Below are 15,711 nucleotides of genomic sequence, written 5' to 3'. Positions count from 1 at the left end.
CGATCGACCGCCCAGCGGTTCTGCTGTGCTTGTGACATGCGGGGTTTTCACGCCCGGCTGGCAACACCCGCTTTTCCCCTTTCCCGTGGATCCTAGTCGTTTGATGCACACGAAAAGTTCCCTATCGACCGTTGGTTTGCTCCGCGTCCTCTGCACTTGGGCTCGACTGGGAGTCGTCACCGGCGCGCTGCTCTCTGCTGCGAGCGGCCGCGTTCTGGCCGCCGAGCCTGAAGGCTACGACGTGGTGATCTATGGCGGGACGTCGGCTGCCGTGACGGCCGCGGTGCAGGTGAAGCAGATGGGGCGATCTGTCGTCATTGTGTGCCCCGACAAGCATTTGGGCGGTTTGACCAGCGGCGGCTTGGGGTGGACGGATACCGGAAAGAAAGAAGTCATCGGCGGATTGGCGCGAGATTTCTATCACCGGATTTACCAGGAGTATCAAAAGCCGGAAACCTGGAAATGGCAATCACAGGAGAGCTACGGCAACAAGGGACAAGGCAACGCAGCCATCGACGGCGAGAACCGAACGCAGTGGATCTTCGAGCCGCACGTGGCGGAGAAGGTCTTTGAAGATTACGTCCGCGAATATGAGATTCCGGTTCACCGCGATCAGTGGTTGGACCGCGACGACGGCGTGATTCTCGAAAACGGTTCGATCGATTCGATCCGCATGCTCAGCGGTGCTTCCTACCGCGGCAAGGTGTTTTTGGATGCAACCTATGAAGGCGATTTGATGGCAGCCGCGGGAGTGCCCTACCACGTCGGTCGCGAATCCGCCGATCAGTATGGCGAGCAGTGGAACGGGGTGCAGACCGGTGTGCTGCATCACGAGCATCACTTCGGAAATCTGCCCCCGATCAGCCCGTACAACGATCCGGACGATCCGACCAGCGGCGTGTTGCCGCGAATCAGCACCGATCCGCCCGGGGACAAAGGTTCAGCCGACCACCGGGTTCAAGCTTATTGTTTCCGGATGTGTCTGACGGATCATCCGGAGAACCGCGTCGCGTTCACCAAGCCCGACGGATACGACGCTTCGCAATACGAGCTGTTGGCCCGAATCTATCAGGCGGGATGGGATGCAACGTTCCGAAAGTTCGACCCGATCCCGAATCACAAAACCGATACGAACAATCATGGACCGATGAGCACGGACAACATCGGTTTCAACTACGACTACCCCGAGGCAAGCTACGCTCGCCGCCGCGAGATCCTCCGCGAACACGAGACGTACCAGAAAGGCTGGCTGTATTTCATTTGCACCGATCCGCGGGTTCCCGAGGACGTCCGCAATGAAATGAATCGCTGGGGACTGGCTGGCGACGAGTTCCTTGACAACGGGAATTGGCCACATCAGCTGTACGTTCGAGAAGCCCGACGGATGATCGGTCAGTTTGTGATGACCGAAAACGAACTGCGGAAGCGGCGTCCGACGCCTGGTTCGGTGGGCATGGGGTCGTATTCGATCGATTCTCACAATGTGCAGCGGTACATCACGCCGGAAGGTAGCGTGCAGAATGAAGGCGACATTGGCGTGTCGACGCATGGGCCCTACGAAATCGCCTTCGCATCACTGGTGCCGCGGCGAGACGATTGCAAGAACCTGCTGGTGCCCGTGTGCGTTTCCAGCTCGCACATCGCGTTCGGTTCCATTCGAATGGAACCGGTATTCATGATTCTGGGGCAGAGTGCGGCGACGGCGGCGGTTCACGCGATTGAAGACGGAGTCGCGGTCCAAGACGTTTCGTATGAGAAACTTCGTGAACGATTGATCGCCGATGGCCAGGTGTTGAAGTTTGACACGCCGGCCGGCAAGGGACTGGATCCGAAGCAGGTTGCCGGTGTGCTGGTCGATGATTCTGCAGCCCGATTTGAGGGCGTTTGGAAGTCCAGCGAGGCGAACACGCCGTTTTTTCTGCATGGATATCGGCACGACAACAAGGTCGGCGATGGCAGTTGTCGGGTCACATTCCGGGCGGAGCTGCCGGCGGGACGATACGACGTTCAAATCGCGTATTCCCCCAATACCAATCGCGCCAGCAACGTCCCGGTGCAGTTCGGTGGCGAGGATCCGAATGTGTCGGTTCGGCTGGATCAGCGACGACCGCCTTCGGTCGACGGTGTTTTTGAATCTGTCGGAACGATCGATTTGACCAAAGATCAAATGGCCGAGGTCACGATCAGTAACGAGGGCACCGATGGTTATGTCATTGCCGACGCGGTACGTTGGATACGGACCGATTGAACGTGTGGAATTGAATCCATGAAAATGCTGCTGAAGTCGCTTTCGCAGGGAAGCTGTCTGCTGAACCTCGATGCGCAGACGATGCCTGAAGTCATCGAGGCGGCGGTCGATTTTCTGGTTCAGTCCGGGCGCGTCGCGGAAAGTCAGCGGCAAATGGTCATCGACGGGCTGCTGGAACGTGAAAAGCTGGTTCCGACCGCGATCGGGCACGCGTGCGCGGTGCCACACTATTACGACGACCAGATTTCAGAGTCGGCGATGGTGTTCATCCGGCTCAAACGCGGCGTCAACATGGGGGCTCCCGACGGGATCGCTACCCGCTACATCTTTCTGCTGCTGGGATCGACCGACCAGACGTCGCAGCATTTGGACACCCTGTCGCTGATTGCTCGGATGATGAGCGACAATGTGTTCCACTTCGAAGTGACGTACGCCAGCAACGTGGACGATGTCCGCGAGGCGATGGAACGGCACATCAAACGCAACGTGCTTTCCAAGCCGCCAAAGCCGCGGGAGGTTTCCGAAGGGTTGAAAACGCCCTGGCGACCCTTCGCGGGGCTGATGGCCGACATTCGACGACGTTTGCCGTCCTATCGCCAGGATTTCATTGACGGGCTGCGGACCAAAAGCATCGCGTCGATTGTGTTCATGTACTTTGCCTGTGTGGCGCCGGCGGTGACCTTCGGCGGATTGATGGGGCAGGAAACCGGCGGCATGATCGGTCCAGGTGAAATGCTGTTGTCGACTGCGGTGTGCGGAATTCTGTACGCGCTGTTTGCCGGCGGACCCCTGATCATTTTGGGCGGCATCGGCCCGCTGCTGATTTTCACCATCATCTTGTACCAGCTGTGCCGCGATTACGAACTGGGGAATCAGTTCCTGGGCGTCTATGGCTGGGTCGGGATCTGGACCAGTCTGCTGACCGTTCTGCTGGCGGTGACCAACGCCAGCAACCTGATGCGATATTTCACTCGGTTCACCGATGAAATCTTCTCGGTCCTGATGTCGATCATCTTCATCTACAAGGCGATTGAAGGTGTGGTCGCGACGTTCGACCAGGCTGATACGGCGGCGGGCTCCAACGAAAAGGCGCTACTGGCGTTGGTGATCGCGGTCGGAACGTTCTACATCGCGATGACGTTGGCCGGATTTCGCCGCAGCAAGTACCTGGTCGCTTGGATGCGGGAGTTCCTGGCAGACTTTGGTCCGTCAATCGCGCTGGGGGCGATGGTGGGCGCCGCCTGGTGGTTGGGTGATGCGACGACGTTGGACACGTTGGAAGTTTCGTCGACCGGCGAAGCATCCCCAAGCGGTTGGTTGGTCGATCTGTGGAGCGTGCCGTGGGGAGTCAAGATTGCGGCCATTGGCCCGGCGATTCTTGCCACCGTGCTGGTGTTCCTGTCACAGAACATCACGTCCCGGCTGGTCAACAGCCCTCAGAACAAACTGGAGAAAGGCGACTCCTATCACCTGGACTTGGCCGTGGTGGGAGCACTGATCGGATTGTGCTCGCTGTTCGGATGGCCCTGGATGGTGGCGGCGACCGTACGCTCCCTGGCCCATATTCGTGCCCTTTCGGATATCGAAGAAGTGGTCAAACCGAACGGACAGACACAGGAGCGGATCATTCACGTTCATGAAAACCGCGTGACGGGACTGGTGATTCACGTGTTGATCGGCGCCACGCTGCTGGCTTTGCCGTTATTGGAACTGGTCCCGATGGCGGCGTTGTACGGGATTTTCCTGTACATGGGATTCGTTTCGTTGCGGGGCATCCAGTTCATCGAACGGATGGGGTTGTGGTTGACGGATTCCGCCTTGTACCCGGTCAACCACTACACACGCCGCGTCCCCATTCGGACGATCCACTTGTTCACGCTGGTGCAGTTCGTTTGCCTGGTGGTGCTGTGCATCATCAACGTGTTTCCCAGCCAGCCGGTGCGGATCTTGTTCCCGATCTTCGTGGTCTTGCTGGTCCCGGTGCGAGCGATTCTCGGGCGATTCTTCGATCGCGACCAACTGGCCTTTCTGGACGCGGATGAGGCGCCCGATGAGGAAGAACTGCACTGGGTGTAGAGCGGCCGGTCAACGGTGTCGGTTGTCACATCATCATCCGGTCGCCGAGCTGGGCTGCTTCTTCCGAGCCTCCATGCCGGCCTGCAATGTCGCAATGATTTCATCGACGTCGTAAACGCATCCGCCCCAGGCCCCACCGCCGACTCGTTGCAAAGCGGCCCACAGTCGCGTGTCATCGGGAATGTTGCTCTCGGTCCTCAGGTCCGGGTGGGGCGAGCGGTCACGCAACAGTTGTTCGGCGGGAATCCCGTCGGCGGATTCGATCAATTCGACTCGGCCGTCCAAGCTGCGACGATCGATCTCGATTTCGACGATGTCGCCGTCGCGAACCTTGGCGATCGGTCCCCCGTCCAGAGCTTCCGGACCGACGTGCCCGATGCACGCCCCGGTGCTGACGCCGGAGAACCTGGCATCGGTGATCAGCGCGACTTGCTTGCCGAACGACAAGTACTTCAGGGCCGACGTGATCTGATAGGTCTCCTCCATGCCGCAACCGATGGGGCCCCGACCGATCAGAACGATGATGTCACCGGCGGCGATCGGACGGTCCGTTTGGCCTTTGACGGCAGCAATCGCGTCGCGTTCGCGCGTGAAGACGCGTGCCGGTCCGCGTTTGCGGTACACGTCGTCCGCATCGATGACGCTGGGATCGATCGACGTGGCTTTGATCACCGATCCTTCCGGACACAGATTGCCGACGGGAAAGCAGACCGTGGGGGTCAGACCTTTGTCCGCGGCGCGTTGCGGTGGGACGATCACATCCTCGGGATCGATGCCGTCGGATTCGGCCAGGCGTTGACGGCAGAACCGCCGCCGGTCGCTGTCTTGCCACTGATCCAGGATTTCGTCCCAGGTCATTCCCGTGACCGTTCTGGCGTTTGATCGCAACAGACCCAATTCCCGCAGATGCCAGGCGACTTCGGGGACACCGCCGGCCAGGAAGAAGCGGATTGTGGGATGGCCCACGGGGCCGTTGGGAAGGCAGTCGACGAATCGCGGGACAAGCCGGTTGACCTCGCGAAAAGCGGACGCATCGGGGCGTTGCAAGCCCGCTGCGGCGGCGATTGCCGGAATGTGCAGCAGCAGGTTGGTGCTGCCACCGACCGCCGCGTGAATCAGCACCGCGTTGTACAGGGCGTCTTCGGTCAGGATTTCGGACAGCGTCAGTTGGCGCGACACCATTTCAATCGCGACGTCCGCCGAATCACGAGCCAGTTGCGTCCAGATCGGTCCACCGCTGGGTGCCAAGGCCGCATGCGGCACGGTCATCCCCAACGCTTCACCGACCACCTGGCTGGTGGCCGCGGTCCCCAGAAACTGGCACCCACCGCCGGGTGTTCCGCAGGCGCGGCAGCCTTCCAGCGACGCTTCCTCCAAAGACATTTCTCCGCGGGCGTAACGGACGCCGATCGATTGGACCTTTCCCGCGTCCTCCCCGACCGTGGCCGGCAGCGTGACGCCGCCGGGGACCAGAACGCTGGGTAGATGGCCGCAACCGGCCAGGGCCATCATCATGGCCGGCAGCCCCTTATCGCAGGTCGCAATCCCGATCACCGCCTTGCGCTGGGGCAGGGAGCGAATCAGGCGGCGAAAGATGATCGCCGCGTCATTGCGGTAGGGCAGGGAATCAAACATCCCCTGCGTGCCTTGACTGCGGCCGTCACAGGGATCGCTACAGTAAGCCGAGAACGGAACGGCATCGCGTCGAGTCAACTGTTCGGCGGCGGCCCGGACCAGCATCCCGATCTCCCAGTGACCGGTATGGTAGCCCAGGGCCAGTGGCGTCCCATCGTTTTCTCGCAACCCGCCTTGGGTGCTGAGGATCAGGTACTGGTCGCCCAGAACGCGCCGCGGGTCGAATCCCATTCCCACGCTTTGGGTCAGACCGAAGAGATCGCCGGAGGACCAGGATTTCAGGATGTCGTCGGTCAGCGGCAGCGATCCCGAAGGTCCGGGCGCGTGCGTGCGAAGGGAATCGGGATCGGGTGGGATGTCAAAGAAGCCAGTCACGGAAACACACCGGTGCAGCGGAGGAACGGGTAAGCCAAAAAGCTTACCAGTTCCCTCCGAGATCGGCACTTGGTCAGGACGCCAAGGGCATCCGCCAAGCGGGCCGGCCACCACCGACAATTCGGCGACCTACAGGGCCACCTACAGGGCGACCGTGACGGTCTTGCTTTCGGTGTAGGGCTTCAACCCTTCTTCGCCAAGCTCTCGGCCGTAGCCGCTCATCTTGAATCCGCCGAACGGTGCGGCGGCGTCGAACACGTCATAGCAATTGACCCACACGGTTCCGGCGCGGACGCGGGCGGCGAAATCGTGGGCCTGGGACAGGTCCCGGGTCCAGACCGCCGCGGCCAAACCGTAGAAAGTGTTGTTGGCCCGACGCAGCATGTCTTCTTTGTCATCAAAGGTCAGCACGCTCATGACCGGACCGAAAATCTCGTCGGTCGCGATCGCCATGTCATCGCGGACATCATCAAAGATCGTCGGCTCGACGAAATAGCCCTGCTCGCCGACGCGATTGCCACCGGTCAGGCAATTGGCGCCCTCGCCTTTGCCTTTCTGGATGTACGACATGATTTTGTCGAACTGATCGCGGTCGACTTGGGGCCCCTGTTCGGTGTCGGCGGAAAACGGATCGCCCACTTTCCGCTTCATGGTCAAAGCCGTCAGCTTTTCGACGAACTCGTCGTGACATTCCTTTTGCACAAAGACGCGACTGCCGGCACAGCAGCATTGACCTTGGTTCAGGAACAATCCGATGTACGCCCCTTGCACGGCGGCATCCAGATCGGCATCGGCAAACACGACGTTGGGACTTTTTCCGCCCAGTTCAAACGTCAGCCGTTTCAGGGTGTCGGCGGAATCGCGAGTGATGATCTGCGCGGTGCGGTGCTCGCCGGTGAAGGCGATCTTGTCGATCAACGGATGTTTCACGCAGGCGGCACCGGCGGTCGGCCCGAAGCCTGGCACGACGTTGATGACGCCGTCTGGAAATCCGACCTCCTTGGCAATCTGGGCCATCCGCAGGCAGGTCAGTGGCGTCTGTTCGGCGGGCTTCATCACGATCGTGCATCCTGCCGCCAACGCCGGCCCCCACTTCCAAGCCAGCATCAACAGCGGAAAGTTCCAGGGGATGATTTGACCGGCCACGCCGACCGGTTCGCGACGCGTATAGCACAGGTACTTTCCGCGGATCGGAATCGTGCTGCCGTGCAACTTGTCGGCGTATCCGGCGTAGTATCGAATCGCGTCGATTGCCAGTGGCAGGTCCGCGGTCAAGCTGTCGCGGTACGGTTTGCCATTGTCCAGCGTTTCCAGGGCCGCCAAGGATTGAATCTCTTCCTCCATCCGGTCGGCCAGCCGGTACATCAACCGACCGCGATCGCGGGCATCCATTTTCGGCCAATCCCCGGATTCAAAGGCGTGCCGGGCGGCCTTGGCGGCGGCATCGACGTCTTCGGCATCGCCTTCGGCGACCTGGGCGATTTCTTGTTCGGTGGCCGGGTTGATGGTGGCAAACGTTTTGCCGCTGGCGGCGGGAACCCATTTGCCATCAATAAAACACTCGGTGTGTTTGACTTCGACGTCGCTCGCGCCCTTGGGAGCATCGGAAAGCGTGGTACTCATCGGGATCTCCTCCAAAAGAATCATTTGTAGCGGATTGAAGCCCGCCGGTGGGGGTGCAAGTGATATTGACTTGGTTTCGCCGGCCGTCTTAGGTTCGAAGATAACGGAGTTGGAACCGCAGGCGGGCAACGGATTGCCGGTCGAATCAGAGCGATGATTTCGGTTTTTCCTCAAGTGCCGCCATTCAGGAGTCGATCCGTTTTGACGGTGCGCGAAAATCAAACTGTGCGAATAAGGCAGAAGGCTGCAAGGATGCAGAAACGAACCAAACTACAGCAGCGGTTGTTGCTCGCCGGATGTGCGACCGCGATGTTCGCTTCCACAGGTTGCCGGAGCGGCATGCCCTCATGGAACATGTTCGGTAGCCGCAATCAACCTTCGGCCGAAATGTTAGCCGGCAATGGGCCGTCGACGACCTATCCGGCTCCGCCGAGCGAGTCGGCCACGCCCCATGCAATCGCGTCGGTTGCCGGTGGCACTCAGGGTGACAGTCCCACCACGTCCATCGCATCGGCCGACACGCCGATCAGCAAGGGGGCACCGGATGATCCGGTCACCGGCTTTGATGTGGCAGCCAGCAATTCGTCGGCGGCGGGAGCCAATCTGGCCGCGGCGCGAGCCAACGGCTTTGACGTGGCAAGCACTTCCGGTGCGTCCAATTATGCCAGCCAGGCATCCGCAAGCTCCACGTCCAACGCTTCGGTACCGGCCATCCCGGCCGGTTACAAGTACGGAACCCGCGCCGAGTCCCCGGTGGCAAGCACCGCCGGAGGCAGCGACACCAATGACAGCTACGTGATGCCGTCATCCTATCCCGGGGCCACGCCGCCGGGCGGATCCGCCTCGCCGCCGAGCGCCTACGGGTTGCCGACCGGCGGTCCGGCGTCGGAGTCCGTCGCAACCGGTTCGACATCCGGATTTGCAATGCCCGGCAGTGGCAACGAAAGTCCGTCCAGCCCGCCCGCCGGTGCGACCGGCGGGGGATTCACCCTGCCCGATTCGATGGCGGATGTCGGCGGAGCGGTCAACAGCAAACCTTTCACGCCGAAGTCCTCGTCTTCGGCAACCAGTGAATTGGCAACGGCCGTTTCCAATGCTTCATCGACCGCTGGCACCGAATCGGCAGAGTCAACGGTCCCCGCACCCGGGGCGTCGTCGCCATCGTTTTCCACGGCCAGTGCCGACCTGACGGCAGAACCCGATGCCTCGTTGCCCAGCTCCGGTGGCGGATACGCCCCCGGCAGCACTTCAGGCTCGAGTGCTTACCCGACCACCAGCGGCTACCCCAGTACCGGAACCGGCGGCAGCTACTATCGCTAAAGCAACACGTGTCCGACGAACTGCACTTACGACCACCAGGAGGTTTTGTCCTCACCGCCAACGGCGTTTGAGAATTGCTTTCCCTGAACCCGCGTCGCATCGGCTTCTCAATCCGTTGCCGCCCGGTCGCTGGCAGGGACTGCCGATGGACGGTGACGATTTGACCATCCGCGGTTGATTTCGCGGGCGCGTCCTGGTGACGGGCCCTTCGGTCGCATTCCCGGTACACGTGAGGATCGAAGACCCCATGCTGAATCTCAGCTTGGGTCTCGCTTCGCCATCACAGGGAGGGTTTGATCGATGATGATGCTTTTGCAGGCCGCGGCACTGGCTGCAGTTTCCGTGCTTCCGGGGACCATTCAACCGACCAACACGACTCGGGCCACGGTCGACTTGGTGGAGTTGAACCACTTCATTGATGAAAGTGGGCGAGAAGTCTTTCAGCAGGTCGTGTTCTTTGATTGGTCCACCGGCAACCGCCAGTTTGAAGTTCGTGCCTGGCGGTTGGTGAAAGACCCTTCGCAGCTGCCGCGACGTTCATGGAGTCCGTCGGGCTACCTGGTCACCTGGCAAGATAAAGACCTGACGCGCGAAGTTTGGGCCAAGAACATGCGCGAGACTTGGAGCCAGCAAGATCCGGAACGCGTCAATCGAGAACTGTTGCCGGAAAGTCAGCGGCGGCCGCTGTGGGGCGGCAAGCCGGAGTTCGAATCTTCGGACCGCTAGGGCACAAGAGCTCCGGTTGCGAAACGCGGCGAGCCAACCCTGTCCGCACGGTCGCAGTCCACCCTGGAAGTGACATTGCCCAGATCGCTTTGGGAATGCGCGGATTTGAACGCCTCAGATTTCCGAATGCCGCCGGCTCATTCGGTTGCGGCTCCCTGTCCGTCGCGTTGGGAGTCGTGCGAGTCCAGGAAACCGATGGACATCAGAAACTTGTCCAACGCTTCGATCGTTCGTTCGAAGCTCTTGTTATCTCCGCGGCCGTAGTTAAAGAAGCCGTGGGCTTCTCCGTCGAATCCGACCAGATCGCAACGACCACCGAGACGACGGACAGAATCGGAAAAGGCTTCGACGGTCCAAAAGGGAACCGTCCGGTCGGCGCGTCCGTGAAAAATGATCGTCGGCGGGACCCGCTTGTCCACGTGATGGAAGGGGGAAAGCCTTTGTGGATCGACTCCCATTCGATCCGTCAGGCCAGCCATCTTTTCGGGATCGAACGGCGGGCGGTTTTCAACTGGTGCCAGGACGACGGCAGGATTGAACAATGCCAGGGCATCGGGGTGGCTGCTGATTGACAGATCTTCGTCGGGTTCGTCAAGCGAATCAATCACGGCGGTGCACGCCGCGACGTGGCCTCCCGCGGATCCTCCACCTGCGACGATTCGTTGCGGATCCACGCCCAGTTGATCGGCATGCTGGCGGATCCAGCGGACGGCCGATTTTCCGTCTGCGACGCACGACACGGCTTTGGTTCCTTGGCGGCTGAGCACGCGGTAGTCGGCCGTCGCCGCGACCATGCCGCGCGAGGCCAGGTGCTTGCAGTGCTCGACGAACTGAGTGGGCCTGCCGTTCTTCCATCCGCCGCCAAAGAAAAAGACGATTGCGGAACGTCGGTCCGACGGTTGGTGACCCGGCGGTGCAAACACGTACATCTTCAGGTCGACCGGCTTGCCGTCGGCGTCCGTGGTTTGTTTGTAGACCTGCACCTCGGCCCCAGCGCGAACCAGAGTGGCTTCGGTTTGCGGATCTTGTCCGGCGACCGGCGACGGAATCAGGACGAACAAGCAAAGGGCCGTGGCAATCAAGTGGCGGCAGAGTGTTCCGGTCATGTTCGAATCGAGCCCTGTGGAGAACCTGTGGAGAAATGGGGGGGCACGGCGAATCGAATCTGCCCGCCAGACGGTCACGATAGCTGATGAGCAAATTGTACCTGGTGAGCTCGAAATCCGCGGGCACCCTGGAACGAACCGTTCCGGTTAGAATCTGGAACGAACCGTTCCGGTTAGAATCCTGGAACGCGGGATGGGGAACGATGGCATCAAGTTCGGTGTCATCCGCCCCCTCGGTCCGCCGATCCTCCCTGTCAGCATTGCCCTCCTTCGACCCCACCGGATACGCCCAATGAATAAGATCGTTTGCTTCGCAATGCTGACCGCCCTGTTCAGCTGGGTGGCGATTGCGTCAGCTGATGATGCAGCTTCGGACACCGCTTTGGATCCGGCCAACCCCGACGCATGGACGCAGCGCGAGTTCTGGTCCACGACGGGTGGAGAGCCAGCGGGAGCCGGTTGGGAATTCGATGCCGGTGAAGTTCGTTTGGCACGTCCGAAGGAGGCGGGGAATCTGGTGAGTCCCCCGTTGCCGGCCCACTTTGATCTCTCCTGGGAATGGAAGATCACGCCGCGCTGCAATACCGGGCTGAAGTACCGGGTGCGAGAATTCGGATCTCGCTGGTTGGGCGTTGAATACCAAATCATCGACGACTCGGTGGGTCATCCGGGCAAAGGAAGCACCGCTTCCATCTACGACCTCGTTGCGCCGGACTCGGACAAGCCGTTGCGGCCTGCCGGAGACTGGAATCTCGCTCGAGTGGTCGCCGCCGGCGACACCCTGAAGCACTACTTGAATGGGCAACTGGTTGCTTCCACGGCCATCCGCGGACCGGCTTGGGACACGGCGATGGCAATGAGCAAGTTTTACGGGAACGCGGATTTCGCGGTTCCCCGCGAAGGGGATCGGGTGATGTTGACCGATCACGGCGGCGAAGCCTCCTTTCGCAATTTTCAATTCACCGCGGTTGCGCCGCAGGCGTCAGAGGAGCCGGATTGGACGGATGCGGGTTCGCCGGATGCAGGGCCCTTTCTTGGAAACGCCATGCGCAACAGTTGGGCCGACCAGAATTCGATTGTGATCTGGACCCGGACAACGGCTCGCCCGGAAATGCTCAGCGATGGCAAACCGTTTGTTTCGCTCGGGAGCCGCGAAGCGAGCCGGCTTTCAAAATCCACCGATCCGGAAAAGCTGCTGCGTGTTCAGCTACCCGAGGGCGCCGAACTGAAAGACATGTTGGGGGCCTGTCCTGGTGCACCCGGTCAGGTGCGTTTGACGTGGTTTCCGGAGAAGCAGCGGCATCTGGCCAAATCCACTTCGTGGCAAACAACGTCGGCCGACAACGATTTCGCCGTGCAATGGAGTCTGCAGGACTTGAAACCGGCGACGCGCTACGCCGCGGTGGTGGAAGCACGCCCCATCGACCAGGACGCGAATACGGCGGTCGTGCGCGGGGCCTTCCGCACGGCGCCCGAGGCTTCGGCGGCCGAGCCGATTTCGTTTTGCTTTACCACCTGCCACGACTTCATTCGCCGCGACGACGGAATGCGCGGCCACAAGATCTATCCCGCGATGACCGAGTTCGATCCTGACTTTGTCGTCCACGCCGGAGACATCGAGTATTACGACAAGCCCGATCCGTGGGCCATGACCGTGGAGTTGATGCGTTTCAAATGGGGACGCATCTTTTCGCTGCCGAACAACCGCGCCTTCTACAGCAACACGACCAGTTACTTTTTGAAGGATGACCACGATACCCTTCGCAATGATTGTTGGGCCGGTCAAACCTATGGCTCGGTGACATTCGAAGAAGGAGTCCGCATCTTCAACGAAGAACAATTTCCGTCCCACACGCCGCGCTACAAGACGGTCCGCTGGGGACGTGACCTGCAGGTCTGGTTTCTCGAGGGCCGGGACTACCGCAGTCCCAACAACCTTCCCGATGGACCGGACAAGACGATTCTGGGAGCTGAACAGAAGGCGTGGTTGTTTGACACGTTGCAGCGTTCCGACGCTACGTTCAAGCTGATCTGCAGTCCCACGCCGATCGTCGGTCCGGACCGCAAGAACAAAAAAGACAACCATGCCAACGAGGTGTTTGCCCACGAAGGCGAAGAAATCAGAACCAAGCTGGCGGAGATCGACAACGTGTTCGTGTTGTGCGGTGACCGACATTGGCAATACGCCTCTTACGACGAGCAGTCGGATCTTTGGGAGTTCGGGTGCGGCCCGGGAAGCGAAAAGCACGAGCTGGGATGGAAACCCGGTGATGAACGGCCGGAACATCGGTTTTTGCGTGTCAAAGGCGGCTTCCTGACGGGGGCACTGCGGTATTCCAACGGAAAGGACTCGGTCGAATTGAGGATTCGTCACCGTGACGTCAACGGCGACCCGGTCAGTGAATTTGATTTCCAGGCGGACGTTCGGAGCGATGACTCGGCCGATGATTCGGATCGGTGAATCGGCTTGAGGATCAAGACTGAGTGGATTGAAGGGAGAGGGGTTGTGGAATCCGGAGCCCACATCGGTCAGAATCGAAGCTGCCGGAGCTTTCCCGCGTTGCGTGTTCAATTTGCCCTCGATTCAAGGTGCCCTCGGTGGAGCCAGAGACCACCCCGGAGAAGAGATTTCGTTGGGGTCGTTTCAGTCTCCGTTCGTTGCTGATTCTGACGCTGGTGGTGGCGGCGTATCTTGGTGGTCGCGTTTCGCAGCGAAATCGTTTCGGACCGGACCTTGCCGGTGCTTGGACCGCAAATCTGCCGGCGGGCTTTGAGCAACCGACCACGCTCACTTCCCTCGGCGAGGGCCGATGGCTGATTCGGTCACGGGCCAACAACTTCAATGGCGTCTACAAGTTCCGTGATGGCCAGCTGGTCGTTGTTGAGCCCGAAGACAAGCGAATGATGGGTCTGGCGTGGAAATGGCTTGACGACCACCTGGTTCTAGTTGGCGAGCCGCCCGGTCATCCCACCGGAGCGACCTACCTGGGGACCGAATTGATCCCGGAGGCGGAGTCGGAGTGAATCGCCGGATCCCGGGGGCGGTTCGAAGGGAAGACGTCGTTGACCCGGTCGGCGACGTCGTTTCCGGAGTGTTCGTTGTCGATTGCTGAGATTCCTTTTTCCATCGTTCCAACATGACCACGCTTCCAGGGCCGCCCGGCCGATTGCGGACAACGTTGCGATTGATCCGTGACCCGCGCGGAGCGCTGGAGGACTGGTCGCGGCGGTACGGGGATCCGTTTCTGATCCACGCATTGAACGGGCCGGTGGTGATCACGGGTCGCGAGGATCTGATCGCACAGATCTTTTCTGCCGATCCGATGCAGTACGACGCGTTTGCCCAGCAATCGATGGTTCCGATGCTGGGAAGCGGGTCCATGTTGATGCTCTCCGGTGAGGCTCACCGGCGCGAGCGCAAGTTGGTGATGCCAATGTTTCATGGCCAGCGAATGCGCGCCTACGCGGACGTCATGCAGCAGTCGACGCTGGCGCGGTTGAATCAGCTGAAACCGGGTGAGACGTTTTCGATGTTGGATCTGGCGACGGAAATTTCGCTCGATGTGATCGTCCGCGCGGTGTTCGGCGCCGAACGACCCGAACGCGTGCTGCGTCTGGTCGGACTTGCCAAAGAGTTGGTTCGTCGCAGCCATCCGCTGTTGTTTTTCTCACCCAAAACTCACCTGCCCTTTTTGGGTCTCAGTCCCTGGGACCGGTTTCGCCAAGCCCAGACGACCTTGCGCGACGAGCTCGATCGGGAGATCGATCACCGGTCCGGCAGCGAGGAATCTCGAGAAGACATTTTGACGTTGCTGAGCCAGGCGACGTACGAGAATGGCCAGCCGATCGATCGAGAGCATTTAAAGGATGAACTGGGGACGTTCCTGTTTGCCGGCCACGAGACGTCCGCGCTGGCGATCACCTGGGCGATAGAACACTTACATCGCAACCCGTCGACGTTGCGGCGTCTTCGTGAGGATCTGGGCACGCTCGGCGACGACGCACCGGACGCGATCGCTTCCCAGCCCTACCTGAAGGCCGTCGTACAGGAATCGTTGCGGATGCATCCGATCGTGACCGAAGTGTTGCGGGTGCTGAAAGAACCGATGAGCTTGGATGGCCACGAACTGCCCGCCGGATTCGCGGTGGCTCCCGCGACGGTGCTCGCCCACTACAACCCGTCGACGTACCCGGATCCGGACGAGTTCCGTCCGGCGCGGTTTCTTGATCGTCGATACGGGTCCAATCAATTCATGCCGTTCGGCGGAGGACATCGGCGATGCGTCGGAGCGGCTTTCGCGACCTATGAGATGGCAATCGTGATTGGGTCTTTGGTAATGAATTCGAAGATGGAGTCCCTGGAACCTCGACCGCCCCAGCCAAAGCGTCGCAACATCACGATGGGACCCTGCAGTGGTGTCGACATGCGTTTCGTCGCTCGGCTTGACCCGCAAGTTGCCGCTTCGGCTGACTAACTGGACGGAAAAGGGGACGGGGGGCAATAGTGCAAAGCACCCGAAGCGAAGGGCCGTTCCGGCTATTGACCCCCGTCCCCTTTTCGCCCCACGACCCGAAAAACGCTGCTTCGGCTGACTAACTGGA

At 60.5% G+C, this 15,711-nt stretch carries 10 protein-coding genes; 7 read left to right on the top strand and 3 right to left on the bottom strand.

The window, feature by feature from the left end:
* Positions 1 to 103: 103 nt before the first annotated feature.
* Positions 104 to 2,248, top strand: a complete 2,145-nt coding sequence (locus FYK55_RS06755) for an FAD-dependent oxidoreductase (RefSeq protein ID WP_150075617.1) — start codon at positions 104 to 106, stop codon at positions 2,246 to 2,248.
* Between the two features lie 18 nt (positions 2,249 to 2,266).
* The gene (locus FYK55_RS06750) at positions 2,267 to 4,324 is read left to right on the top strand and encodes a PTS sugar transporter subunit IIA (RefSeq protein ID WP_150075616.1); all 2,058 of its coding nucleotides are present in this window, start codon (positions 2,267 to 2,269) and stop codon (positions 4,322 to 4,324) included.
* Positions 4,325 to 4,357: 33 nt separating this feature from the next.
* Here the strand turns inward: FYK55_RS06750 and FYK55_RS06745 are convergent, their stop codons facing one another.
* Both FYK55_RS06745 and FYK55_RS06740 read right to left on the bottom strand, forming a co-directional pair.
* Positions 4,358 to 6,334: a YjhG/YagF family D-xylonate dehydratase gene (locus FYK55_RS06745; protein WP_201743639.1), complete on the bottom strand. Its 1,977-nt coding sequence runs from the start codon at positions 6,332 to 6,334 to the stop codon at positions 4,358 to 4,360.
* 141 nt (positions 6,335 to 6,475) lie between these two features.
* Positions 6,476 to 7,957 (bottom strand): aldehyde dehydrogenase family protein, encoded by a 1,482-nt coding sequence (locus FYK55_RS06740; RefSeq protein WP_150075615.1) that lies wholly within the window; start codon positions 7,955 to 7,957, stop codon positions 6,476 to 6,478.
* A gap of 252 nt (positions 7,958 to 8,209) precedes the next feature.
* Here FYK55_RS06740 and FYK55_RS06735 point away from each other — a divergent pair, with 252 nt between their 5' ends.
* Both FYK55_RS06735 and FYK55_RS06730 read left to right on the top strand, forming a co-directional pair.
* A complete protein-coding gene (locus FYK55_RS06735) occupies positions 8,210 to 9,277 on the top strand; it encodes a hypothetical protein (RefSeq protein WP_150075614.1) in 1,068 nt (355 codons plus the stop codon).
* A 300-nt stretch (positions 9,278 to 9,577) separates the two neighbouring features.
* Positions 9,578 to 10,003 carry a hypothetical protein gene (locus FYK55_RS06730; RefSeq protein WP_150075613.1) on the top strand — a complete coding sequence of 142 codons (426 nt, stop codon included), beginning with the start codon at positions 9,578 to 9,580 and terminating at the stop codon, positions 10,001 to 10,003.
* Between the two features lie 137 nt (positions 10,004 to 10,140).
* Here the strand turns inward: FYK55_RS06730 and FYK55_RS06725 are convergent, their stop codons facing one another.
* Positions 10,141 to 11,109 carry an alpha/beta hydrolase gene (locus FYK55_RS06725; protein ID WP_150075612.1) on the bottom strand — a complete coding sequence of 323 codons (969 nt, stop codon included), beginning with the start codon at positions 11,107 to 11,109 and terminating at the stop codon, positions 10,141 to 10,143.
* A 292-nt stretch (positions 11,110 to 11,401) separates the two neighbouring features.
* On the opposite strand from FYK55_RS06725, the gene FYK55_RS06720 reads away from it, so the two are divergent.
* The 3 genes from FYK55_RS06720 to FYK55_RS06710 all read left to right on the top strand — a co-directional run bounded on the left by FYK55_RS06720 (position 11,402) and on the right by FYK55_RS06710 (position 15,584).
* Positions 11,402 to 13,570: a family 16 glycoside hydrolase gene (locus tag FYK55_RS06720; protein WP_161604346.1), complete on the top strand. Its 2,169-nt coding sequence runs from the start codon at positions 11,402 to 11,404 to the stop codon at positions 13,568 to 13,570.
* A 137-nt stretch (positions 13,571 to 13,707) separates the two neighbouring features.
* Complete coding sequence (locus tag FYK55_RS06715) at positions 13,708 to 14,133, top strand: hypothetical protein (protein WP_161604345.1); 426 nt, start codon at positions 13,708 to 13,710, stop codon at positions 14,131 to 14,133.
* 113 nt (positions 14,134 to 14,246) lie between these two features.
* A complete protein-coding gene (locus FYK55_RS06710) occupies positions 14,247 to 15,584 on the top strand; it encodes a cytochrome P450 (RefSeq protein WP_150075609.1) in 1,338 nt (445 codons plus the stop codon).
* Positions 15,585 to 15,711 lie beyond the last annotated feature (127 nt).

It is taken from the genome of Roseiconus nitratireducens, from assembly GCF_008629675.1.
GTDB lineage: Bacteria > Planctomycetota > Planctomycetia > Pirellulales > Pirellulaceae > Stieleria > Stieleria nitratireducens.
The sequence above is the reverse complement of the archived record's forward strand: the minus strand, read 5'-3'. Positions and strand labels throughout refer to the sequence as shown.